This is a genomic window from Candidatus Thiosymbion oneisti (genome assembly GCF_900092655.1).
Classification (GTDB): domain Bacteria; phylum Pseudomonadota; class Gammaproteobacteria; order Chromatiales; family Chromatiaceae; genus Thiosymbion; species Thiosymbion oneisti.
In genome coordinates, this window is sequence record NZ_FLUY01001628.1 from 1 (window position 1) to 24,505 (window position 24,505).

Here is a 24,505-nt window from a genome sequence, read left to right on the forward strand (position 1 = left end):
CGTTGCCGACAGCTGGTCATGGGGTCCGTAAGCCGTCTGAAAGACGGCGGTCCCAGCCGGCCCGGGACCGCCGACATTCTGTCGGCCCCTGGGATCGCCGACATGTTGTCGGCTCTCGGGACTACCGATATTTCGTTGGCCCTTCCGGCTATCGGGTAAAACCTGAATGCCGATTTGCGTTCATTTGGGGCTGGTCCCTTGAGCCCAGGGGTAAGTCAATGCCATTAAGTTAGCTGGCCGCGGTAGGTCGGGTTAGGCGCGTGCTTCGTGTGTTCGGTTGGGGGACAGGCTTTGAGCGCGCCGTAACCCGACACACAATGCTACAGGCCAACCTCAGATGTCGGGTTACGGCGCGTTCAACCCGGATTACCTACACTCGCCTCGCAAGGCGCGCCTAACCCGACCTACAAAACTTAACTTAACGGCATTGGGGGGTAAGTCCGATCCCCCAAACAACGCCAAATAATCCAAGATTGCTGCTCAATCCTGGTATTCGGTCGCGCGCCGGGCATCCCCATAAACCTTATGCGCCGGATAGCGTTGCTCGTTTATGGCAATCTTGGCCTCCGCGGCAGCGAGCAGGTCCAGGTCCAAACGTTCGGATAGGCGAACCAGATAGATCAGGATGTCGGCCATCTCATAGGCGACTTCCTGTTTCTTCTCGGGGGCGAGAGAGGCACTTTGCGCTTCGGTCAACCACTGGAAGTGCTCAAGCAACTCGCCGCATTCCCCCGCCAGGGCCATCGCCAGGTTCTTCGGAGAATGAAACCGCTCCCAATTGCGCTCCCGCGCGAAGTTCAAGAGGCGGTGGTTCAACCGCTCCAGACTGTCTTCAGGCATACTCCCAGGCTCCTCGCTTGCTGGTCATACCGCTTCCTGTAATCGTTCAGCCCCACCTCGTCATTCCGGTAAGTGGTGCCGGAATCCAAGCGCCACGGACGGCAAAGACAGTGGGGGTCCGAACAATTACGCTTCATTTGTGCCACCCCGTGGCCGGCCTTGAGATCGCCGCATCCAAGTGCTATTTGAGGTGGCGTACGATCGCGTGTGCGGTCTCTTTTACAAGCTTGCTGCACTCGCTAAGGGTCCTTGCCGGATACCGGAGTTGAGCTGTCTCCAGTGAGACACCCTTGACTGCGTTGTCGTGGTTATCGGGATCTGTGTCGATCTTATTCACCTGCTGTGCAAGCGTGTCTGCCGCCATACCCAGTTCATAGGAGACCATGCGGGCGGCTCGACCATCGATCTTTTTGTTTGCCTCGATAGCTTCGGCCATGCGGGAAATCGAGCCGCGAATATGCTCCAGTGCACTACGAATTTTCGAAGCGCTGCGCCGATCGAGAAGCCCCTCGGTCCTTAATCGGGAGAGCTCGCCGTTCAGCCCCTCTACCTGAGTGTCCAGGAATAGCCGAGTGCGTTCGATTTGGGCGCGCAAAGCCGGTTCCGGGAACAGATAGGTCTGCGACCAATCCTCGGCAACCTCGGCTCGGGGTCCGGCCGGGGATGCTACCAAGGGCGATAACGCCTCTTCCGCCTTGGTTATGCCGGCAAAAGCGATGACTATTACCAGCGTTATGGTTCGAACAAGGTTCATAATCGTTCGGCAAGGGTCCTTGTTTGTCGCCTGTCCGTCGGTTATCTTGCCAATATGAAGTTCTCCGCAGCAGATAGCGATGGCGGTCATCTGATCCTCGGCTATGGTCCGGGCCGGATCCTTATCGGTGGCCGAATCTACACGCGTGGGCTGATCATCAGTCCAGAGCGTATTGACAGCGACTGGGGACCTGAGAACGCGATAGACCTGGCCGCGGAACATTTTGAGGCTCTGCTCGCGCTTGATCCCCAAATCATAATCGTCGGCACCGGAAAGCACCAGGTCTTTCCCGACCCAAACACCTACCTCACCGTGCTGCAGCGGGGCTTAGGGGTCGATATCATGGACACGGGTGCCGCCTGCCGTACCTATAACATTCTGGTGTCTGAGGGCCGTAAGGTAGCCGCTGGCCTTATGATGTGCTGAGGCATGGCGAATCCGTTCTAACCGGCTCGGCCATTGCACAGACAGTTCGGTCATCGTGTCGATCATGCCGACTTTGATTCGGTCTTGGAATGCAAGCTCATTCACAATGTCACCGAGTTGCGGTAATCCATATTGGACTTTTTTCGGAAATAAGTCTTGACTTTCGGGCTTGAGCAATAAATTATATATAAGGATCTCGGCTCTGAGATCCATTTCAGCCGTTAACATCGTAACCGAAAATAACCCAGTTTTAGGAGGTGCTAAAGTGGGGGTTGAAAACCTGAGCGTTGATGAGATCCAGCAGCAGTTGAGAGAGCTGGCCCAGAATCGAGATGACTTGGAACGGGCATTGGTGCAGCGCCATCAACAGGCAAAACTCGATCTGGTGCAGCAAATCAAAGACCTTATTCAGGACCAGGGGTTCGAAACTACCGAGATCATTTCCCAATTTGGTCCAAAGGGCCAGAGGCGTAAGGCCGGTACCAAGACGGGGGGTTCGCGGCAATACAAGCAGTATTTCGATCCGGATAATCCGGAGAACATCTATGTTCGCGGGGTCATTCCGGGTTGGATGAAACAGAAAATGCAGGATCAAGGCTATGATCCCAACTCCAAACCGGACCGAGAGGCCTTCAAGGCAAATTCTTTGCGCATCTTAGAAGGTTAAGCCGCGCATTTGCTCTATTTGCTTTCCTGGCTTGGTGCTCGTCTTCGATTCGGTCACCATTTTCCGGTTATGAGCTTCGCAATCTCCCCAGCTGCAATCCCCTCAGCGATTCACGGCGTAAAAGCGGGCGCCCAGCCCCACCGCGTTTTTGGAATCGCCCCCTTGTCCACATCGCCGCACTGTCCGAAAGCACTGGGGTTGGACGCAGCGCGATACAGACGTCAATTTTGCACGTAGATACCACCCGTGAACCTACGGGTGGTATCTACGGCATTCGCGCATAGCCCAAGGGGTTGCCACTTTCCGGCATAGCCGCCTATCGCGCCGGAGGCAGTTGCTGTGCCGCCTTATAAACGGCTTTGCGCCGGTCTGAGATCGTCTGTCTTCGCGACAGTCTAATCCAGGGTGTCATCGCATCGTGCGGTGGGGTCTATGCTGATGGTGGTCACCACCGCAACGTCCGGGTCCGGGATGTTGACCGCGTCCAGCCGCCTACCGAGACCTATTCGTAGTTTTCCCTGTAGTTGAATATTCCAGCCTTTATACGGTAGGCTCCGAGCGAATACGACAAGCTTGGTTCTGGAAAATCGCGACGTCAGCTAAAAAATATCAAAATAATAAAGTAGTTATATCTGCTTGTTGGCTCTAGGTAGCAGACTTCGCGATCGGCGGCGCTACGGGTACACCGAGTAGAGTCGTGAGGTCAATGCCGAACCGGAGGTGATTTTCCGTGAACGAACATTCCGGTTTTGAGGTGGCGCCGCCGCTCCATTGTGCAGACTGTCCCGTACGCAGGCTGGCGTTATTCCAACCCCTCGATCCGGAGGAGGTATCCATCGCCGAGGCGTTTCGTACCGAATTTCGCCGCTTGAAGCCGGGAAGCGCCATCTTTCGGCAGGGTGAGGATATAAAGGAGGTCTACACCCTACACGAGGGTTGGGCCTATCTGTATCAGAACCTGGTGGATGGGGGGCGGCAGATCCTCAGATTGCTTCTGCCGGGGGATTTTTTCGGTTTTCAGGCGGATATAGGGGACGGTGTACGCATCCATTCCGCGCAGGCCCTGACGGCCGCTGCTTTATGTGTGTTCCCCAGCGCCAACATCCTGACGATGGTCAGAAAACATGTGGATTTGGGGATTCGGCTGATATGGATGACGGCGCATGACGAGGCAGTTGCCTACGAACAAGTCGTGAGCCTGGGGCGGAGAACGGCCCGCGAGCGGGTGGCCTACCTGTTGTTGGATCTCTTCCACCGGTTGCGATTGCGCCAGCGGAATCCGGAAGGGATTCAGACAGTGGATTTGCCGTTGACCCAGGAATTGATCGCGGATGTCTGCGGTTTGACGCAGATTCATGTGAACCGGACCCTAAAATCCCTGAGAAACGATAAGCTCCTGGAGCTCAAGGGGGGGAGGCTTTACGTACCGGATGTGGATCTGTTGGCCTGTGAGGCGAAACACAGCTACAACATCTTCACCAAACGTCCCATGCTTTAAGGGCTGTTGACATTCATCATTCTTGGGTCCGATTGCGGCCCTGTTCCGTGCTGACGGTGTTGCGGTTCGTCAAAATAGGCTGGCTAATTCTTCCTCACCGCACCTTTCAGCTAAGAAAAATTCCTCGCAATCGCCCGCCCTTAAGAATAAATATCAACAGCCCCTAGCTCGCATGGCTGGTTGGGGCGGCTGGTGACCCTTCGGTCTTCGATACACATTTCAGTCTACGCACGAGATGCTGGGAGGAAAGATGGCAACCTGGAATTCCGTCGATGATGTTTTGCGGTATGCCATAAACCAAGAAGAAGAGGCGGCGGATCTGTATCGGCAGTTGGCTGCCCAGACGAAGAAACCCGGAATGCGGCAATTGTATGAGGGGTTTGCCCGCGAAGAGGAAGGTCACAAGATAAAGTTGATGGCCATCAGGGCGGAAGGGCTGCTGCAGCCGGCAGGTGAGCAGACCGTGGATATGAAGATGACCGATTATCTCGTCGAGCCGGCTGCGGACGATTCCGAGTTGGGTTATCAGGATGCCCTGATCCTGGCCATGAAGCGGGAAAAAGCGGCGTTCAGGCTATACAGCGACCTGGCGGAAAAGACCACCGATCCGGAAGTGAAGGCGACCTTGCTTTCGCTGGCCCAGGAAGAAGCCAAGCACAAGCTCCGCTTCGAGATCGAATATGATGACGTGGTTCAACCAGCGAATTAGCCCGGGTACCTCATCAGGACGATACCTTAACCCGCATATCTCAGCGGGGATTGCTGTCCTGGTGGAGTTCGCAGCCGCGCCCGCGCTGCCGTGAGCGAAATTCGTAGCCCCTCCTAGAGGTATCCTTTTCACCTCCGCACCGGAGTGGAGGAAACCATGAAAAGCAATCCACAAGCAGCGGCCAAATGGGATTGGCTTGCGGAACCGGATACCGCTCTTGAATTGTATAGCGCCGAGCGGAGGGCGTTCTACGATTGGCAGGTAGCTGAGCGGGAATGGTCAGCGGCTACCAGCCGGCTAGGTTCCAGCGGACGAAATAAGCCGCTACGGGATCAGGGCGAGTCCCTGGAGAGACTGAAAAACCGCCTCGATGAGGCAGCGCAGGCATACGAACAGGCCCGACGACGGCTCTATGAAGCGTGGAGCGCTTGAGACTAGGTGCTAGGTTTCGTATTACCGCATGGATGGCAGAGCCTTTTCCGGTCGCACCGGGAGAGTCGGTGGTTTACTTAAGGGGCTGTCCGACATACGGCTGTTCTACTGCGGAATCGAAGCGAGCCATTCGCGCAGCCTGAAAGCGGTCCGCTACGAGTTTGTCGGCAAACCGGGAGACAAGAAGCTGGATATCAACGTCTCTGCGGACGGTCGCACCATTGAAGTCGCCGACCGGTAGTGATGCGTCGCGACCCGGTACCGAATTATGCTCAGCCTCCGGCGAGTCAACCAGTATTACGGCGAGAGCCACACGCTCTGGGATCTGGACATAGAGTTCCCGACGGGTCGCTGCACCTGTGTCATGGGCCGCAATGGGGTCGGCAAGACGACCCTGATGAACGTCATCATGGGTCTGTTGCCCCTGCACTCCGGCACCATGGAATACCAGGGGATAGACCTGGCCAAGTTAGCGGCGGAAAAGCGGGCCAGCCTCGGCATCGGCTACGTACCCCAAGGCCGGCAGATATTTCCTATGCTCACAGTAGAAGAAAACCTACAAATCGGCTTGTCGGCGCGGGCCGATGGAAAGAAAAGGATCCCCGGGCTCGTCTTCGGGTTATTCCCCGTATTGCAGGAAATGCTTGGCCGGCGCGGCGGAGACCTCTCCGGCGGTCAACAGCAACAGCTCGCCATCGGCCGCGCCCTGGTGATAGATCCCAAGCTGCTGATCCTGGACGAGCCTACCGAAGGCATCCAGCCCAACGTCGTGCAAGAGATCGGCGACATCATCCGCCACCTGAACCGAGAGATCGGCCTGACGGTCATCCTGGTGGAACAAAAGCTACCCTTTGCCTGCAAGGTAGCCGACCGCTTCCTGATCCTGGATCGGGGACGCCTGATGGCGACGGGCGACATGACCGAGCTCAGTGATGAGATCGTTAAGGAGTACCTTACAGTCTAGGGAGTGTTCTCGATTAACAAGCGCGTGGGAACGAGAGATTTTTCTCACACCAAGCCACAAAGACACGAAGAATTCTCCGCTCTTTCTGGCGTTCTTCTCTCGATCCTTATACCTCTTTGTGGCTTGGTGTCTTTGTGTGACATCGAACCACGGATAGACACGGATAAACACGGATTAGTCTCCATCCGTGTCGATCCGTGTTCATCCGTGGTTCGCTTTCCGGTGGTTAGGGTAGGGTCTGCTGGGCGGACCTTCCATAGAGACTGTCTGAAAGCTACCCCATTGATTGGCGTTGATTGGCGGCTGAATCTTCTGTGAAGATCTTGTTCGTTCCCATCAAGTTAAGCCGTCGCAGTTGTTCAACCCCCTATTGTTTTTGTCATCCATGGCACTGGATTCCGGCAAGGCTCTTTATGGATTCCGGACTGCCAAGGATCATGGAAGGGTACCACCGAACATTTTGGAGTGCGGCGGCAACCTTACCCCGATGCTTACCGGAACCTACGGCGCCAGGCATAAGCGGGGGGTTGGCCAAGTGGCACCATCCTGCTGCCGCTTTGGATTTAGCGAGGTATCCGTCCCCAGCACAGGTGATGCGGCCAGGGGAAAGCGCCGTCGCCGCGGCGCGAGTGGAACCTAAGTGCTCGGATTCCCGGCCAACGCCGCTGGTATCCCCCGTAACTGAGGTTCGATGCGGCCGCACCGCTTTGCCGGCGCACTCCAAAGCAGTCCGGAATCCATAAAGAGCCTCCGGCAATTCCTGCCGGAATGACGAGGTGGGCTCTGAATGATTAGGGCTGACAGATAGGCAACTATCATATGGGGGCGAAATCTGCTGAGTCGGCCTGCGAAGTTGCGCCGGCACTGCTGGAGACAATCTTGGAGATGAGGATATCCTATTGTTTTTATTGATAAATCCATGGTTGGTAAAATGCTGATCAAAGCAACCTAAACCTCAGTGTTTATGTGGTCTGGAGACCTGACTTGAGGGAGATTTCCACAAAGTTATCCACAGATTTTGTGTACAGTCGAACTTAGTTCCGAACAAACATGGGGTTGGCACCGTTCGAGGGGAGATTCGTCTTTATAGATATGCTTAACTTGCGCGATGCCTGCCGACCCACTGATCATTCTGCGCGTTGCCGTGGACGCGCCTGTCCCCACGGTGTTCGATTACCTGCCGGCCATCGATCGGACCGGGAACCCCCCGGCACCCGGTATGCGCGTGTTGGTGCCCTTTGGGCGCAGCCGGCGTCTGGGTATGATCCTGGAGGTGGCAGCGCGGACCGAACAGGACCCGGACCGGCTCAAGCCGGTGGATTCCTTGCTCGACCCGACCCCGCTGCTCGGTGCTGCGGATCTCGCTTTCATTCTATGGGCGGCCCGGTACTATCACCATGCCCCTGGGGAGGCCCTGTTCGGCGCTCTGCCGGCCCGTCTGCGCCGACCCTCGTTACCACCGCTAGAGAGTGGAACGCCCGGCTGGTGTCTCACGCCTGAGGGGCGCGCAGGGGTTGCCGGCCTGACGCGGGCACCCAAGCAGGCATTGGTGGCTCGCTTGCTCGCGGCGAGCGACACGGGGCTCAGCAGTGCTGAGCTCAAGCGGCGGCTTGGCGACTGCCATGGCGCCCTGCGCGCGCTGGCCGCCCGCGGCTGGGTCGAGCCCTGCCGGATTGCATCCGTACCCCGGACCGGGGGGCGGGCAGCGGCTGCCGGACCCGAGCTCGATCCCCACCAGCGCCGGGCCGTGGATTCGGTCCGGGACGCGTTCGGGGGCTTTCGCGCCTTCCTGCTGGAGGGGGTCACCGGCAGCGGTAAGACCGAGGTCTACATCCGGTTGCTGCAAAGGCTGCTCGCGGCCGGGCGACAGGCCTTGCTGCTGGTGCCGGAGATCGGTCTGACGCCGCAGCTGCTGCAACGCCTCACCGAGCGGCTCGATACCCCGATGGTCACGCTGCACTCGGCCTTGAGTGCCGGCGAACGGGAACGGGCCTGGCGATGCGCGGCCGCCGGTGAGGCCACTTTGGTGCTGGGGACCCGCTCGGCGGTCTTCGTGCCCCTGCCGCGCTTGGGGTTGATCCTGGTGGACGAGGAGCACGACCTCTCCTTCAAGCAGCAGGACGGATTCCGCTATTCGGCGCGGGACCTGGCCGTGCGCCGGGCCCAGCAGGCCCGCTGCCCGGTGGTCTTGGGTTCCGCCACGCCGTCCCTGGAGACACTGCACAATGCCCACAGTGGTCGTTACACCCGGCTTGAGCTCCCGCGCCGGGCCGGAGGTGCGTTGCCGCCGGAGCTCCTGACCTTGGACATCCGCGCCCAACCCCTGCGCGCGGGCCTGTCGCCGGTGCTACTACGCCTGATGCGCGAGGAGCTGGAACAGGGGAATCAGGTCCTGCTGTTTCTCAACCGGCGCGGCTTCGCCCCCGTGCTGACCTGTCATACGTGCGGGTGGGTCAGTGAGTGTCCCCGGTGCGATGCCAGGCTCACCCTGCACCTCGCCACCGAGCGCCTCTGGTGCCACCATTGCGGCTGGACTCGCGCCCTGCCTGGGGCCTGCCCCGATTGCAAGGGGCTCGATCTGCGCCCCTTGGGGTGGGGGACCGAGCGTTTGGAGGCCGAGCTACGGGACCTCTTTCCCGATACTAGCTTGGCGCGGATCGACCGCGACAGCACGCGCCGCAAGGGTGAGCTGGAACGCCTGCTCGGGGCGGCCCGGCGCGGGGAGATCCCCCTGCTGCTGGGGACCCAGATGCTGGCTAAGGGGCACCACTTCCCCGGAGTTACCCTGGTAGGGATCCTGGAACTGGACCAGGGGCTCTACGGGGCTGACTTCCGCGCCCCGGAACGGATGGCCCAGCTGGTGGTCCAGGTGGCGGGGCGGGCCGGTCGGGCCCGGCGTCCGGGTCGGGTCGTCTTGCAGACCAGGCATCCGGATCATCCCCTGTTGCTCGGCCTGCAACGACAGGGCTACCCGGCCTTTGCCGCCACCGCCCTCGAAGAACGCCGGCAGGCCGCGCTGCCCCCCTTTTCCCATCAGGCCCTGATGCGCGCCGAGTCACAGGATGCGCAAGCGGCCTCGAAATTTCTGGAGCGGGCCGCGGGCGAGGCGACCGCTGTGGCCGCCAAGGGGGTGGCGGTCTTGGGCCCTATTCCGGCGCCCATGGAGCGGCGCGGTGGTCGCCACCGTGCCCATCTGCTGGCGCAATCGGATCTGAGGCCGGACCTACAGGCGTTCCTGACGGCCTGGCTGACCAGAGTACGGGCCCTGAAGGGCGGCTCGCGGGTGCGCTGGTCCCTGGACACGGACCCCCAGGAGATGCTCTGAACCCTGAGGTATCCCCACAAATCAGCCTCTGGCTGCCACGCTCCAGAGTGAAAGTATTCCAAAAACCTGAAGAAACCTGAAGGTGATGACGTGTTGCGTTCGACGCACCAAGGCGCGCTGATCGTCTGCCAGGTCAGTGCCGGCGTGTCATCAAGTATCTATGAGCCTCGAACGCTCCAAGCATCAATCCAGTCGCACGCAAACAGGATTACAAGACCTGATCCCATTTCAACGAATTTATACGCACTTGCCCGATTTTCTTGGTATTCTATATCAACTTTTCGGCCCCTTCGGAACCCATGAAGCAACAAGTCAAGGATCTCTTCGCCAGCGCTCTGGAGCGACTCGTTGCTGACGGCCTCCTTCCGGGAGACGGACTCCTGGATGTCCAGGTGGAGCGCACCCGCGACCAGCGCCATGGCGATTTCTCCTCCAACGCGGCAATGGTTCTGGCCAAGCAGGCCCGCACCAAGCCGCGGGACTTGGCCGCACGCCTGGTAGAATCGCTACCCCCGTCCCCCTTGATCGAGCGGGTGGAGATCGCCGGCCCCGGTTTCGTCAATATCTTTCTCGCCCCTGCCGCTTACCGGGCCCGGGTCCCCAAGATCCTGGTGACCGGCCCGGCCTACGGGCGCAGCGATGTCGGCGCCGGCAAACGGGTCCAGGTGGAGTTCGTCTCCGCCAACCCCACCGGTCCCCTGCATGTGGGCCATGGCCGTGGTGCCGCCTACGGCGCAGTGGTGGCGGATCTGTTGGCGGCCGTGGGTTTCCGGGTCCACCGCGAGTATTACGTCAACGATGCCGGCCGACAGATGGATATCCTGGCTACCTCCGTGTGGCTGCGCTATCTGGAGCTGTGTGGGGAGGACCTCCCCTTCCCGAGTAACGGCTACCGCGGCGACTATGTTTGGGACATCGCGGCCTCTCTGCATCAGGAGCACGGGGACGACTACCGTTATGCCGGCGACCAGGTCTGCGCCGGTCTGCCCCCCGACGAGCCGGCTGGGGGCGACAAGGAAATCCACATCGATGCCGTGATCGCACGTGCCCGCCGCTTACTGGGTGACGATCGTTACCGGCTGGTGTTCGACCGAGGACTCAAGCATATCTTGGATGATATCCGCGACGACCTGTCCCGGTTCGGGGTGGACTATGACGAGTGGTTCTCCGAGCGTTCCCTGACCGAACGCGGTGCTATCGAGCGGGCCATCGAGCGTCTGCGCGCGGCCGGGCATCTCTACGAACGGGACGGCGCGCTCTGGTTCCGCTCCAGCGCCTTCGGGGACCAGAAAGACCGGGTGGTGGTACGCGACAACGGCCAGACGACCTATTTCACCTCGGACATCGCCTATCACCTGGACAAGCTGGAACGTGGCTTCGAGCGCGTGGTCGATATCTGGGGGGCAGACCATCACGGCTATGTGCCCCGGGTCAAGGCGGCCCTGGCGGCCCTGGGAGACGACCCCGATCGGTTGGACGTGCTGCTGGTGCAGTTCGCTATCCTCTATCGTGGGGGCGAGCGGGCCCAGATGTCCACCCGTTCCGGAGAGTTCGTTACCCTGCGCCAGCTGCGCAAGGAGGTGGGGCGGGACGCGGCCCGCTTCTTCTACATCATGCGCCGTTGCGAGCAGCACCTGGATTTCGACCTGGATCTCGCCAAGTCCCAGTCCGCGGATAATCCGGTCTACTATGTCCAGTATGCCCATGCCCGGATCTGTAGCGTACTGCGCCAGGCGGCGGAACGGGGTATGGCAGTGGACCCGAGCCCGGGGGAGGTCAACCTGGAGCAGCTTACGGCGGCTCATGAGCAGGCCCTGCTCAAGGTCCTGTCCCGTTATCCGGAGGTAGTGGAGGCGGCGGCGCTCGCCCTGGAACCCCACCAACTTGCTCATTACCTACGGGAGCTGGCCAACGACTTCCATACCTACTACAACGCTCACCAGTTTTTGGTGGAGGATGAGGGCCTGCGTGACGCCCGTATTAAACTGATCCTGGCCGTGCGACAGGTGCTGCGCAACGGGCTCGATCTGATCGGGGTATCGGCCCCGGAGAGTATGTGACATGGCAACGAGAGACTACAAGACCAAGGAGAGGCCCAGGCCCCGCCACGCCCGGCGCGGAGGCTCCGGGTTCTTCTGGTTCGTCACCGGCGCGGTGGTCGGCGCCTTCGGGGTCGGTCTGGCCTGGACCCTGCAGGACCAGAGGCCTCCGCCGGCCGCCGCGAGCCCCCGAGCCCAAGCCCAGGCTCAAGCGAAACCGCCTGCTAAACCCCGCTTCGTCTTCCACCGGCTCCTCCCGGAGCTGAAGGTGCAAGTCCCCAACGAGGAGGTGGGTGGCACCGCATCACCCCCGCCGCGGCCCGCACCGAAATCTCGGCAGCAAAAAGAATCATCGCGAGCGGCAACGCCCCCCAAACCTCGGAAGACGGCCAAAACGGAGAAACCGAAAAGGTCTGCCGGAGACGGCGCCTCCTATCTGGTGCAGGTTGCCTCTTTACGCAAGGCGTCCGATGCGGAACAACTCAAGGCCAGGCTTGCTCTGCTCGGCATCCGCTCCAGCATCCAGCAGGTGACGGTAAAGGGCAAGGACTACCATCGGGTGCGCGCCGGTCCGTACCGGGGCAGGCAGGAAATGAACAAGACTCGCGCCTTGTTGAGCAGCAATGGCTTGCAGGCCATTGCCATTAGGTTGAAGTGAGAGAAGATGCCTGCATTACGGCCTGCGTAGATTAGCATGTTCCATTGGCTAAAGCGTGGCTCCGAGTGGTGGCATCTACGCCAATGCCGCTGATCCGCGGTATGCAGTAAGCAAACTTCTCCGAACGGTAGCGATTAGCCGCGCGGGTTACCGTGTCGGCTGCAGGGCCTTGTCCGGTGACCGTGGACCCTGCGTTGCCAGATGTTTTGCCATCACTCGCGCGACGACTAGAGAGCCGACCGAGTTAAGGTGAGTGTCGTAGATTGAGTTATAAACAAGATGTCCCTTGTTTCTGGTTTCCTCAACCAGGTCCGGCGTCAAGTCAATGAATCTGATTCCATATTGATCACACAACTCGGAGATCAATTCAGGAAGGTCACTTGGCTGCCAGCTCCTGAACCTTTCGTCTGTTAGACGATTAAAGCGAAGCTGCCCATCAAGAATTCTCCGCTTGCTTGGCATGTACGCAATCCAGCCGATAGTTTGCCGTTCTATTCCAAAGCTGGCGTATCCGCTAAAAAAATAGTTGAGCTGTTGAATGTTCTCTGCGGATATTTCGGATTTAGCCGGCGGCGTGTACGTCAGTGTGACTGGTATATCGCCGTGTGGGGATTTGAAGTGAGCATTCGCAAGATCGATTGGTCCGGGCCAGGATCTAACCGAGTTTCTGAGTAGTTCATAAAACGCTTTCGCTAAGGAAGTTTGTCTTTTGAACTCACGATAGTTACGTTGACCACTCGCTTGCCGGCCGGTTAGCGCTTCATATTCTCTAGCAAGCCCACCTAAATCATTACCTTCAAAAAAAACGATAACAGTATGCTTTGTACTTGAGGAGATACCATAATCTCGGAGGTAGCTCAACTGAGTGAGAGGGCCGGTGTAGCTTGTGCCCAGGTTCAAAACTCTCTTATTGAGGATGTTGCCGAGTATCGTTGTGAACAATTCTTCGTATCGCAGATAACCCAATTCAACAAATGAGTCACCCGCTACAGCAATCTCCCAGTCCGAAAGGTCATCCGGGTTTCTGAATCCTAGTTTATTGTATTTGACGGTTATCACGGGCTCATTGTTGTAGGGATTAGGTTCGATGTTATTTTGAATCAGGACTGTATTTCGAACCTGACCGGTCCAGGTTTGTGGACCAGGGCGCCTGAAGAAGACCTCTCCAGTTGGTACGGTTGGCTTCCGGTAATAGGTAGGAGTCTTTCGCCAGGCGCGTTCCCGACTAGGAGCAAAGTCGAACTCGATGATTCTAAAGAATCCTTCACAGAGTGTAAGGATTGTGAATAGGCTCAGTATTGACAGGCAGATATCCGTTGAAGCACGAGAGACAAACCCTAAGTTAGGTACGAAGCCCAATGCAATGATCCCTGATCCAGCCGCCAGAACCAGCGTTTGCACTGGTTCCCAACCAGGAATTTGCCTCAGCATTATCAGGATGGCCGTAAGCGACACTATCCCGCCTGTAAACAGATGCAGGAGTATCCGAGTAGGTTTGCCGATAGTCATTCTGTGAACCGGTCCTGTTCACAAGCCCGTAGGCTGGGTTGCGGCCAGGGACGGCTAAACCCAGCACCCGGCATTGCGGACCGGAAAAGCCGGGTTTCGTTCCTCAACCCAGCCTACAGCACTTAGACAATTTGTTAATTGAGAACGCCCCTAAACCACAGAGAACGCAGAGAATTGGCCTGTGCCCTTCTCGGTGTTCTCTGTGTCCTCTGTGGTTCGAAAGGACTTTTACCACACCAACCGCTCCAGTCCGATGCAGACTACCGCATGGGTGTGTAGTCTCAGTTTTTTACCATAGACCCGTTCCAGGGTCTCCCGATAGCGGGCCAGTTGCGCCCCGGCGATCTTCAGCTGTTCTACTACAGGTGACAGTTCCCGCAATTCCTCGCGGGTCATAGCCCGTACCGCCTCGCTGTTCCTTCCCAATGCCTTCCATGGGAGATACTTGAATTCCAGCAGGTGATCGAGGAGCTTGTATTTGCGCATGTCCGGGCGGAGGATGAGGCTCAAATCGCTGTAACCCCGGTCGATGGCCGTTTCCGAGTCCATGATGTAGAAGGTATCGTTGAAGAGCAGGGTAAGAAAGGCGGTCTTGACAGTGAGCTCATTGCTCCAGCGGAGATCCCGGTTGTCGAATACCTTGAAGAACCGCTGTTCGATGAAATCGCACAGGGGTTCCGGATCGGCGTAGGCGTAGAAGCGATCCGCCGCCGCCCGCCGCGTCTCTCGGTCCTCGTACTCGGGCACCAGGGCATCGTACAGGCGCTCGGCATAGAGGCTGCGCACTACCAGGTTTGGGATGGTCAGGCGCAATCTGCCCTGCTCATCGCGCCCGGCCAGGGTGAGTACCCCCAGGTAATAGAGCAGCGAGGCCAGGAAGGTGTCGTCGCGGGGGGCATTTAACATATCCTCGACCCCGAAGCGGTCGGCCGGTCGGTCGATGAAGATACTCTGGTCCGGGTTGGCCTCATTGGCGGCCAGGGCTTGCGTGACCAGCCGCTCGCCGTGGGGCAATCCGGCGACGAACTGGATGCGGTTGCGGTCCATAGCCAGGTTGCTATCGAGGATCCTGGCCGGGTACTCGCAATACATTGCCAATTCTTTGAGAAAATAGAGTGCCAGAGTCGGGTTGTAGATCAGGGAATCGTGGGTCGGGGAAGCCTGTCTCGGCGAGAAGCAATACCCGTTATAGAAGGTGCGCATGGTCTCCATGGCCTCATCGGCCTGGTCCGGGGACAGTCCGCATTCAGCGGCCACCCGGTCGAGGATAGCGCGCAGCTCGTCGGTGGTGAAACCACACAGATCATTGTATTCCGGGTAATCGGAAATGGTCTGTATGGTGTTGTAGCCGCTGCTGATATCGCTCATCACCACCGGCGAGACGCCGGTCATGAACACCCGATCCAACCCCTGGCCGCGGGCGACGCTCTTGATAGCCTTGAACAGGCTCTTCAGCACCCCTTCACCACCCACCAGATCCCTGTAGCGGTCGATCCCCCGCAACCGGCTCACCAACACCTCGTTGGCGAAACTGTCGTATTCGTCGATGAAGAGATAGAGCTTGTGGTCGGCTCGAGCGATTGCCTTTACCAGGGCCTGAAAATTGGCGATGGCGTCATCGATCAGGGGAAAACGCTCGAGCTCCGGGTAACGGGCAAGGGTGTCATCAATACAGACATTGATATGACGGTAGAGTGCACCCCGGATGTACTCGATATCCCCCTGGGTATCCACGGTGGAGAAATCCCAGACCATGACGACGTAGCTGTTGTGCCGAGGCGTGGGGTTTGGGCCGATCTTCAGCCCCCCGAAGATTCCGTCGAAGCGCTCGCTACGCGCCAGATCATAGTAGTTTTCCAGGGTCGACAGCCACAGGCTCTTGCCGAAGCGACGGGGACGAAGGAAAAGGATCTGTTTGCCGATTTCCTCTAAAAGCCGGATGCGGTCGGTCCGGTCGATATAGAGGTAGCCTTCCTCTCGAATGGCCTGGAAATCGGCGATGCCATAGGGAAATTTCGTGTGCGTGGGATTCATGGTTGGGAGCCTTTCGAGACGCTGGTAGTGGTAATTTTCAAGTGGTTTAAAAATTTACTACTACCTAGGTATCGATGCGGAATCAGGCCCGCCGCCAGATGGTCCCGTCTGTCCCGTCCTCTAGCAGGATACCGGCGGCCTGGAGCTCGTCGCGGATGCGATCGGCCGTGCCCCAGTCCTTCACCTGGCGGGCCGCGACGCGCCGGTCGATCAGCGCTTGGATCTGTCCATCGGTCAGATCGGTGTCGGAACCCTCCCCGCGCAAGTAGCTCTCGGGATCGTCCTGGAGGATACCCAAAACCCCGCCGAGGGCCCTGAGCTCCGATCCCAAGGCCGCGGCCGACTGCTGGTCAGACGATTGCACGTCCTTGGCCCGCACCCGATTGATCTCCCGCGCTAGATCGAACAGCACCGCCAGGGCCTCCGGGGTGTTGAAATCGTCGTCCATGGCGGCGTGGAAACGCGCGCGGAAGCCCCCGCCACCGGCGGGAGCTGCCTCCGGTAGGCCCCGCAGTGCCGTATAGAAGCGGGTGAGTGCAGCGCGGGCATGGTCCAAGTGCTCATCGTCATAGTTGAGCGGACTGCGGTAATGGCTGGTGAGGATAAAGTAACGCACCTCCTCGGGGCGGTAGCGGGACAGGATCTCGCGCACCGTAAAGAAGTTGCCCAAGGATTTGGACATCTTCTCCTGGTTCACCCGCACGAAGCCGTTATGCATCCAGCAATTGACAAAGGGCTCGCCGGTGGCGCCCTCGGACTGGGCGATCTCGTTCTCATGGTGGGGAAACTGCAAGTCCGCGCCGCCGCCGTGGATATCGAAGTGGTTGCCGAGGCAGGCCGTGGACATGGCCGAGCATTCGATATGCCAGCCGGGCCGGCCCGCGCCCCAGGGGGAGTCCCAGGTCGGCTCCCCCGGCTTGGACGCCTTCCACAGGGCGAAATCCAGCGGATCGCGCTTGGCCTCGCCCACCTCGACTCGGGCCCCCGCGCGCAGCTCCCGCGGGTCCTTGCCCGAGAGCCTGCCGTAGCCGTCAAAGCTGGCCACCGCATAGTAGACATCGCCGTTAGCGGCCACATAGGCATGGCCCTTGTCCACCAGGACCCGGATCATGGCCAGGATCTCCTCCATATGGGCGGTGGCCCTGGGCTCCTGGGTCGGCGGCAGGATGCCCAAGGCGTCCGCATCCTCATGCATAGCGGCAATAAAGCGCTCCGTGAGCGCGCCGCAGGACTCCCCCCGCTCGTTAGCCCGGTCGATGATCTTGTCGTCGATGTCGGTGATATTGCGAACGTACTCGACCTCGTATCCGCGCGCGCGCAGATAACGGTAGACCAGGTCGAACACCACCATGACCCGGGCGTGGCCCAGATGGCACAGGTCGTAGACGGTCATGCCGCATACATACATGCGTACCCGACCGGGGTCGATAGGTACGAACTCCGCTTTCTTTCCGGTCCGGCTGTTGTAGATCTGAAGCATCTTGGGAAGCACGAAAAGTCCTTGAATCCAGCGGATGGTAACAAAGCTCTGGTCTGTCGCAAAACGGGGCAGGGTGGGCGCGTATCCTCGCGGATCGATGCGCGCTGATTTGCGCGATCCGTAGTTTGTAGTTTTTTCTCGGGCCTGCCGAGGGTATCGCAAAAGTCCTTTCGAACCACAGAGGACACAGAGAAAGGCACCGGCCAATTCTCTGCGCTCTCTGTGTCCTCTGTGGTTTAAACTTTCTCTGGTTCCCACGTGCCGCATGGGAACCTGATCGCTCCGCGCCGCGGAAGCTTGTGACGGGATGCGTTTTGGCGGGATGCGCTGCGCTGGGAACGCCGGCATCCTGCCGGCCAGAATTTGCCGGCAAGATGCTGTTCCGACCCGCCTTCTCCGCGGCGCGGAGCTTCCACGCCCCCACGCAGCGCGTGGGGACGAGAAGCCTTTTCCCGATACCTGCTGGAATCCACAGTACTCGAAGTAACCGCAGGGTTGGCCCTGGAGCACCCGCCCGCCGCTTTGGATGCGGTGCCACGCCCGTTCCGGACAAAGGCATTGCGGCTAGGGGAAAGCGCCGTCGCCGCGGCGCGTGTGGGATCCGGTGCTCAGGTTCCCAGTAAAGGCTGCTGGTATCCCCCAGCGCTGGGGTTCGATTCGGCCGCGCCGCTTTGCCGGCGCACTCCAAAGTCGATTTACGCGCTGCGTGGTTTTTCCTGCGGCCCGCCGGATCGGGCTTGCATATTCGATCTTTCCGGGGAACCATAGCCGCCGTATGGGGGTTTTGCAGCAATGCCATTAAGTTAAGCCTTGTGGTTGGCAAATGAGAGGAAAAACGACGAATCACGCGAATCCGCGCGAAATTGTCATCCCGAACCGAAGGGATTGTCATCCCGAACCGAAGGGATTGTCATCCCGAACCGAAGGGAGGGATCTTGTTCGCGCACTTCGTCGTTTTCTCTTACCAAATCGGTTGGCGGGCGCGGGCAGGTTCAGACATCGTTTGGATGTCTCGACGTCGGGTACAGGTCTAATCCGACCGACTACAACCAGCGGCCAACAGCTAACTTAATGGCATTGGATTTTGCGGCACAGGGTATAAATACAAGTGGAGGAGGTCACCATGTCCTACGCCGAGGTCTATTCACGCTCGCTTGCCGATCCGGAGGCTTTCTGGGGCCAGGCGGCGCGGTCGATCCACTGGGAAAAGCCCTGGGATCGCGTGCTCGACGACACCACCCCGCCCTTCTATCGCTGGTTCGTCGGCGGCGAGCTCAACACCTGCTACAACGCGGTGGACCGCCACCTGGAGGCGGGGCGGGGCGAGCAGGCGGCCCTGATCTACGACAGCCCGGTCACCGGCACCCAGCGCACCTACAGCTACCGGGCGCTGCGGGACGAGGTCGCCCGCTTCGCCGGGGTCCTGGCCGGGCTGGGGGTGACCAAGGGGGATCGGGTCATCATCTACATGCCCATGGTGCCCGAGGCACCCATTGCCATGCTCGCCTGCGCGCGCCTGGGGGCGGTCCACTCCGTAGTCTTCGGCGGCTTCTCGTCCGGGGAGCTCGCCACCCGCATTGAGGATGCCAGGCCCAAGGTCATCGTCGCCGGCTCCTGCGGTATCGAGCCCGGCCGGGTAGTGCCCTACAAGCCCTTGGTGGATCAGGCCATCGCCCTGTCCAGCCACCAGCCGGAACATTGCGTCCTGCTGCAGCGCGAACAGGCACCCGGCACCCTGGTCGCGGGCCGGGATCTGGACTGGGTCGAGGCCATGGCCGGCGCCCAGCCCCACCCCTGCGTGCCGGTGGCGGCCACCGATCCCCTCTATATCCTCTATACCTCCGGGACCACCGGCACCCCCAAAGGCGTGGTGCACGACAATGGCGGACACGCGGTGGCGATGCACTGGAGCATGCAGCACATCTACGGCATGACGCCGGGAGAGGTCTTCTGGGCCGCCTCGGACGTGGGCTGGGTCGTGGGCCACTCCTACATCGTCTATGCGCCCCTGCTCTATGGGTGCACCACCCTGGTCTACGAGGGCAAGCCAGTAGGGACCCCGGACGCCGGCGCCTTCTGGCGCGTGATCAGTGAACACCAGGTCTCAGTCATGTTCACCGCCCCCACGGCCCTGCGGGCCATCAAGCGGGTGGACTCGGGCGGGGAGTTCCTCGGGAAATACGACCTGAGCGGCTACCGGGCCCTGTTCCTGGCCGGCGAACGCTGCGACCCGGATACCCTCACCTGGGCCGAGCGGCTCCTCGCCGTCCCGGTGATCGACCACTGGTGGCAGACCGAGACCGCCTGGGCCATCGCCGCCAACTTCCTCGGCATCGAGCAGCTGCCGGTCAAGCCCGGATCGCCTACCAAGGCCGTCCCCGGCTATGACGTGAGGATCCTGGACGAGGAGGGGAGGGAACAGGGACCGGGCCAATTCGGCCGCATCATGATCAAGCTGCCCCTGCCCCCCGGTTGTCTGACCACCCTGTGGCAGAACGACGACCGCTACCGCGACGCCTATCTGAGCGTCCAGCCCGGCTATTACCTGACCGGCGACGCGGGCCTGAAGGACGAAGACGGCTATCTGTTCATCATGAGCCGCACCGACGACATCATCAATGTGGCCGGGCACCGACTCTCCACCGGCGCCATCGAGGAGGTCCTGGCCTCCCATGCAGACGTGGCCGAGTGTGCCGTCATCGGCGCGGCGGACGCCCTCAAAGGCGAGCTGCCGGTAGGTATGGTGGTACTCAAGGAAGGCGTGGACCGGGAGGTTGCGGAAATCCTCGCCGAGCTGGTCGGCTTGGTACGCGCCAAGATCGGCCCGGTGGCCGCTTTCAAGCAGGTAACGGTAGTGGCACGCCTGCCCAAGACCCGCTCCGGCAAGGTCCTGCGCGGTACCATGAAACGCATCGCCGACGGCCAGGACTACAAGCTGCCGGCGACCATCGACGACCCCGAGATCCTGAACGAGATCGAGACGGCGCTGCAGGGTATCGGATACGCCAGGCACGCGTGAAACCCGAAATCCGGGTCCTGTTGACATCTACCCGAGCCAGCCGGGTAGCCGCGTAGGGCGGATAAGCTTGCGCCATCCGCCGGATGCCTCACCCCTTGCGGTCGTCCCGACAAAGAGAACCACGGATGGACACCGATGGACACGGATATGGAGCCATCCGAGACGCGGATAGGGCCATCCGTGTCAATCCGTGTGTATCCGTGGTTCAGTTAGGGTAGGGTCCGCTGTGCGGACCGCTTGAGCTATTGCAAGAACGGAATGGTGGGCATATGCCTGATTCTCTCCGCGGCGTGGAGCTTCCGCGTTCCCACGCGGCGCGTGGGAACGAGAGAAAACAAAGAGAACCACGGATGGACACCGACTCTCAGAGTACCGCCAAGACCCCATTACTCGGCTCGCCCTCTCCCGCCTTGTTGATGGCTACGACCCGGAAGACGAACTGCTTGCCCCTGGGTTGATCGGAAAGGGTCGCCTCCGTTGCGAGTGCCGTGCCCACATCGATCCAGTCCTCCGAACCCTCCTCCCGGCGCTGAACCTTGTAAGCCGCCACCTTGCCGCCATCCTCCGGCTTCTTCCAGTTCAGGAAGATCCAGCCTTCTCCCCGGCGCGGGGTCTCCAAGGAACGGGTCTGGCCCGGCGGCTCCAGTGAGGTGCCACTCCGGCGTCCGCCCCAGCCCAGGAATTTCAGGCTCGCATCATCGAACTGGGTCACATTTTCGGCGTATCTCAGGATCCGCTTCATGGCATCCGTCAACGCCTCCAGGGTCTCGTGCTTGACATTGACGGCATGACTGACCGCCGCCTGTTGCTCGGTGACGGCATCCGCGGCCCGGGTATAAACCTTGAGTGCCTTGCCGAGCTCCTCTTCGGTTACCGGTGGACTCGGATACAGGTCCGGGTGGCCTTGCAGCCCGGTCCTGATCTCATGGGCCAGGGATTGGATCTCGGCTTCGGCCTTGGGAAAGGTTGCCATGATCGTTATTCCTCCATTAGGTTCCGTTCTCGGGCATCCCGGCGGATCCGGAGAACGCGAAAGATAAAAATAAAAATAATCCCGCCGCCGCGGCGGGCTACTCGAGGTGTGCGGGGGATTCTCCCGATTTTCGACCAGCCTTGGCAAGCCCGCGGCGGGCCTTTCCATATGCTCAATACGCCTTCCCCGACCTGCGATAGGTTTTATCGGAGCCCCGGCGGGTATTATCGGAATCCCAGCAGGCCTGCATGGATTCCCTGAACTCCCTTTCCGGTGCTCGGCGGGCTTACTCCGAAGCGTAGAAATTTATTCTCGCTCTCAGCGGGCTTGCTCCGGGCCGCGAAAATTTACCTGGGCTTCGAGCGGGCTTTACCTGAGTCCCGGCGGGTATTGTCGGAACCCCTACAGGCCTGCACGGATCCCCTGAACTCCCTTTCCGGCCCTCGGCGGGCTTACTCCGAAGCGTAGAAATTTATTTTCACTCTCGGCGGGCTTGCTCCGGGCCTCAGAAATTTGCTTGGGCTGCGAGCGGGCTTTATTTAAGTCCCGGCGGGTATTGTCGGAATCCCGACAGGCCTGCATGGATCCCCTGAACTCCCTTTCCGGTGCTCGGCGGGCTTACTCCGAAGCGTAGAAATTTATTCTCGCTCTCGGCGGGCTTGCTCCGTGTCCCGGAAATTTACCCAGGCTTCAAGCGGGTTTTACCTGAGTCCCAGCGGGTGTTGTCGGAACCCCTGCAGGCCTGCATGGATCCCCTGAACTCCCTTCCCGGCGCTCGATGGGTTTGCTCCGAGCCGCGGAAGGTCTCCCGAGCCCGTAGACGGGTCAGGCGTGCGCCGGATACCGCGATTGCTGCGGCGGCGGGGACAAAGATTTATTCACGGATTATGCAGATTTCCACGATTAGAAAAAGATAATCTGCGAAAATCTGCGTAATCTATGGATAAAGATAAAATGAGATGTCTCATCGCTGGGACAAAAATCGCCGGGCACTCGAAGAATCGGATCGCCTCGCCGAGCTGGCGGTCCTGCGCACTGCGGCGGACGAAGCCGCGCGCCATGTGCGCATGCTCTATTTCACCTTTCTCCTGTTCGCCTTCTATGTGGCGGTCATCGTCTTCTCGACCACCGATGAACAGCTCCTGAAAGAGACCGGCGCCAAGCTGCCCTTGCTCAATGTGGAGCTGCCCCTGCTCGGGTTCTATATCTTCATCCCCTGGCTGGTGCTGGTCTTCCATGCCCATCTGCTCAACCAGTTCTATCTGCTGTCCCGCAAGCTATTCAACCTCGACAATAAACTCAGGTCACTGCCGCCGGAAGTGGAGCGGACCCAGCGGGAGCTGCCCTTTCCGCTGATCTTCAGCCATCTGATTATCGGCAGGCACTATCCGGGGCTGATCCGCTGGGCATTCAAGGTAGCGGTAGTCTTCATCATCCTGCTGACTCCCATCCTTGTGCTGGTGGCCATCCAATGGATGTTCCTGCGCTATCACGACGGATGGATCACCTTCGATCACCAACTGGTACTCACCCTGGACCTGCTGCTGCTGTGGATTTTTTGGCCGCTCTTGTCCTCTCGCTCCGGGCACTGGCAGGTGCACCAGCGTTGGCGCGTGGGAGGGGTCTTGGTGCTCACTATCCTGCTGCTGTTCGGTAGCTGGGGCCTGTTGGTTCCGCCCGGCGGTGGCATTGAACGGTTGATCGGGTACCAGCCATGGCCGGACAGGATTCGCCGGAATCTGAAGCTGCGCGATCAGGTTCTGATGCGCAAGGAACCCCCGGTGGAGCTCCTGTTCGCTGAGCATGTAGTAAAAGATGACAAAGAGAAAGAAAAGAGACAGGCGGAGATCTGGCTGGAAGCCGGCGAGGCACTGGATCTGAGCGGACGGGATCTGCGCTATGCCGACTTCTCCAAAAGCAATCTCTGGGACGCAGACCTCCGGGGCGCCAGGCTGCAGCACGCCAACCTTGATGGAACAAAGCTCCAGGGCGCAGATCTCGGACGGTTGGAGCAGGATGGGGACATCCAATGGACAGCGCTGCAGCACGCGAATCTCCGGGGAGCACAACTGCAACGCGCGAATCTCCGGGAAGCGCGACTGCAAAACGCGCAGCTCGGGTGGCTGAGATTGCAGGATGGGAGTCTCCAGCCGGCAGATCTGCAAGGCGCGGATCTCCGGGGCGCCAAGCTGCAGCGCGCGAAGCTTGAGAGAGCGAGGCTACAAGACGCGAATCTCGGGATGCTGAAATTGCAGGATGGGAGTTTCCAGCCGACAAATCTGCAGGGCGCTGATCTCCAGTGGGCAAAGCTCCAGAACGCGGATCTCTCTGGGGCAGTTCTCCAGGGCGCGGTTCTCTGGGGGGCAGCGCTCCAGGGGGCGGATCTCCAGTGGGCAGACCTCCAGATCGCGGATCTCCGGGGGGCAGCGCTCCAGATCGCGGATCTCCGGCAGGCACAGCTCCAGGGCGCGGTTCTCATGGGGGCAGCGCTCCAGGGCGCGGATCTCCAGGAGGCAGCGCTCCAGGGCGCGGATCTCTCTAGGGCAGAGCTCCAGGGCGCGGATCTCCGGGATGCGGTGGTCTACGGAACCAGCTTCCAGGACGCGGAGCTGTCACTCGCCGATCTGCGGGATCTGCGCTCGCCGCGCGACGAATGGAAAGGGTTATCCTCTGTGTTCTCAGAGGTTGAGAGACTGGAGACCCGGCTGGAGAAGGAGGGAGAACACTGGTCTCAGGAGGGACGTGAACGAGTCGAGTGGGCCATTGAGCGCTTCTGGTCCATCGCTTTCGATCTGCCCTCGAATCCGACGGCGATCTCGCCGCTCCAGGGATTCGATGTCATGCACGACTGGCAGGGCCTGTTTGCAGATTGGCCGGCGCCGCCGAAGAAGGCCGAGTTCGAGCAGGCGCACGTAAAATATCGCGCCGAGCTTCGCGCCAAGCTCGCCTGCACCGACCGCTACATCGCAAAAAGGATGCGGCGGCAGGCCAAGCCGAAGTTGGGCAGGGGTGATCCAGTGTTGGCAGAGGCACTCCGGGCCAGGGCCGAATCCGGGGAGTGTCCTGAGCTGGCCGAGGTGCTCAAGGAAGGCCAATGACCGTTTTTCTCGTTCCCACGCGCCGCGTGGGAACGCGGAAGCTCCGCGCCGCGGAGTGTGTCGGAAACTTGGCTGGTCGC

At 60.1% G+C, this 24,505-nt stretch carries 19 protein-coding genes; 12 read left to right on the top strand and 7 right to left on the bottom strand.

Annotated elements, in window-relative coordinates; all coding sequences use genetic code 11:
- Positions 1-480 precede the first annotated feature (480 nt).
- Both BQ17_RS16520 and BQ17_RS16525 read right to left on the bottom strand, forming a co-directional pair.
- A complete protein-coding gene (locus BQ17_RS16520; protein ID WP_089728925.1) occupies positions 481-840 on the bottom strand; it encodes a nucleotide pyrophosphohydrolase in 360 nt (119 codons plus the stop codon).
- Between the two features lie 181 nt (positions 841-1,021).
- Entirely contained in the window at positions 1,022-1,684 is a 663-nt protein-coding gene (locus tag BQ17_RS16525; RefSeq protein ID WP_089728927.1) for a hypothetical protein, read from the bottom strand.
- Between BQ17_RS16525 and BQ17_RS16530 the strand changes: the two genes are divergently transcribed.
- On the top strand, positions 1,649-2,020 hold the full coding sequence (locus BQ17_RS16530) for an Mth938-like domain-containing protein (protein WP_089728929.1): 372 nt from the start codon (positions 1,649-1,651) through the stop codon (positions 2,018-2,020). The two genes, BQ17_RS16525 and BQ17_RS16530, sit on opposite strands and share 36 nt — an antisense overlap.
- Here the strand turns inward: BQ17_RS16530 and BQ17_RS22080 are convergent.
- Positions 1,922-2,248 carry a hypothetical protein gene (locus BQ17_RS22080; protein WP_176722483.1) on the bottom strand — a complete coding sequence of 109 codons (327 nt, stop codon included), beginning with the start codon at positions 2,246-2,248 and terminating at the stop codon, positions 1,922-1,924. The two genes, BQ17_RS16530 and BQ17_RS22080, sit on opposite strands and share 99 nt — an antisense overlap.
- Before the next feature lie 37 nt (positions 2,249-2,285).
- Between BQ17_RS22080 and BQ17_RS16535 the strand changes: the two genes are divergently transcribed.
- The 9 genes from BQ17_RS16535 to BQ17_RS16575 all read left to right on the top strand — a co-directional run bounded on the left by BQ17_RS16535 (position 2,286) and on the right by BQ17_RS16575 (position 12,312).
- Complete coding sequence (locus BQ17_RS16535) at positions 2,286-2,687, top strand: H-NS histone family protein (protein WP_089728931.1); 402 nt, start codon at positions 2,286-2,288, stop codon at positions 2,685-2,687.
- Between the two features lie 730 nt (positions 2,688-3,417).
- A complete protein-coding gene (locus tag BQ17_RS16540; protein ID WP_089728933.1) occupies positions 3,418-4,185 on the top strand; it encodes a Crp/Fnr family transcriptional regulator in 768 nt (255 codons plus the stop codon).
- Positions 4,186-4,420: 235 nt separating this feature from the next.
- Positions 4,421-4,894: a ferritin-like domain-containing protein gene (locus tag BQ17_RS16545; RefSeq protein WP_218068322.1), complete on the top strand. Its 474-nt coding sequence runs from the start codon at positions 4,421-4,423 to the stop codon at positions 4,892-4,894.
- Positions 4,895-5,050: 156 nt separating this feature from the next.
- On the top strand, positions 5,051-5,326 hold the full coding sequence (locus tag BQ17_RS16550) for a hypothetical protein (RefSeq protein WP_089728936.1): 276 nt from the start codon (positions 5,051-5,053) through the stop codon (positions 5,324-5,326).
- A gap of 28 nt (positions 5,327-5,354) precedes the next feature.
- Positions 5,355-5,567, top strand: coding sequence for a hypothetical protein (locus BQ17_RS16555; protein ID WP_089728938.1), 213 nt, complete (start codon positions 5,355-5,357; stop codon positions 5,565-5,567).
- Positions 5,568-5,594: 27 nt separating this feature from the next.
- On the top strand, positions 5,595-6,290 hold the full coding sequence (gene urtE, locus BQ17_RS16560) for an urea ABC transporter ATP-binding subunit UrtE (RefSeq protein WP_089728940.1): 696 nt from the start codon (positions 5,595-5,597) through the stop codon (positions 6,288-6,290).
- Between the two features lie 1,108 nt (positions 6,291-7,398).
- The gene (locus tag BQ17_RS16565; RefSeq protein WP_089728942.1) at positions 7,399-9,615 is read left to right on the top strand and encodes a primosomal protein N'; all 2,217 of its coding nucleotides are present in this window, start codon (positions 7,399-7,401) and stop codon (positions 9,613-9,615) included.
- Between the two features lie 299 nt (positions 9,616-9,914).
- Positions 9,915-11,675 carry an arginine--tRNA ligase gene (argS, locus tag BQ17_RS16570; RefSeq protein WP_089728944.1) on the top strand — a complete coding sequence of 587 codons (1,761 nt, stop codon included), beginning with the start codon at positions 9,915-9,917 and terminating at the stop codon, positions 11,673-11,675.
- A gap of 1 nt (position 11,676) precedes the next feature.
- Entirely contained in the window at positions 11,677-12,312 is a 636-nt protein-coding gene (locus tag BQ17_RS16575; RefSeq protein WP_089728946.1) for an SPOR domain-containing protein, read from the top strand.
- A gap of 147 nt (positions 12,313-12,459) precedes the next feature.
- Here BQ17_RS16575 and BQ17_RS16580 read toward each other — a convergent pair whose 3' ends face one another.
- The 3 genes from BQ17_RS16580 to cysS form a co-directional block, all read right to left on the bottom strand.
- Positions 12,460-13,821, bottom strand: a complete 1,362-nt coding sequence (locus BQ17_RS16580) for an alginate O-acetyltransferase AlgX-related protein (RefSeq protein WP_089728948.1) — start codon at positions 13,819-13,821, stop codon at positions 12,460-12,462.
- Between the two features lie 228 nt (positions 13,822-14,049).
- Positions 14,050-15,855: an AAA family ATPase gene (locus tag BQ17_RS16585; RefSeq protein WP_089728951.1), complete on the bottom strand. Its 1,806-nt coding sequence runs from the start codon at positions 15,853-15,855 to the stop codon at positions 14,050-14,052.
- 82 nt (positions 15,856-15,937) lie between these two features.
- Complete coding sequence (gene cysS / locus BQ17_RS16590) at positions 15,938-17,335, bottom strand: cysteine--tRNA ligase (RefSeq protein WP_089728952.1); 1,398 nt, start codon at positions 17,333-17,335, stop codon at positions 15,938-15,940.
- Positions 17,336-18,458: 1,123 nt separating this feature from the next.
- Here cysS and BQ17_RS16595 point away from each other — a divergent pair.
- Entirely contained in the window at positions 18,459-20,354 is a 1,896-nt protein-coding gene (locus BQ17_RS16595; protein ID WP_089728958.1) for a propionyl-CoA synthetase, read from the top strand.
- Between the two features lie 364 nt (positions 20,355-20,718).
- On the opposite strand, the gene BQ17_RS16600 is transcribed toward BQ17_RS16595, so the two are convergent.
- Positions 20,719-21,327, bottom strand: coding sequence for a fibronectin type III domain-containing protein (locus BQ17_RS16600; RefSeq protein ID WP_165742006.1), 609 nt, complete (start codon positions 21,325-21,327; stop codon positions 20,719-20,721).
- A gap of 959 nt (positions 21,328-22,286) precedes the next feature.
- Between BQ17_RS16600 and BQ17_RS16610 the strand changes: the two genes are divergently transcribed.
- Positions 22,287-24,425 carry a pentapeptide repeat-containing protein gene (locus BQ17_RS16610; RefSeq protein WP_089728956.1) on the top strand — a complete coding sequence of 713 codons (2,139 nt, stop codon included), beginning with the start codon at positions 22,287-22,289 and terminating at the stop codon, positions 24,423-24,425.
- The last annotated feature ends 80 nt before the right edge of the window (positions 24,426-24,505 follow it).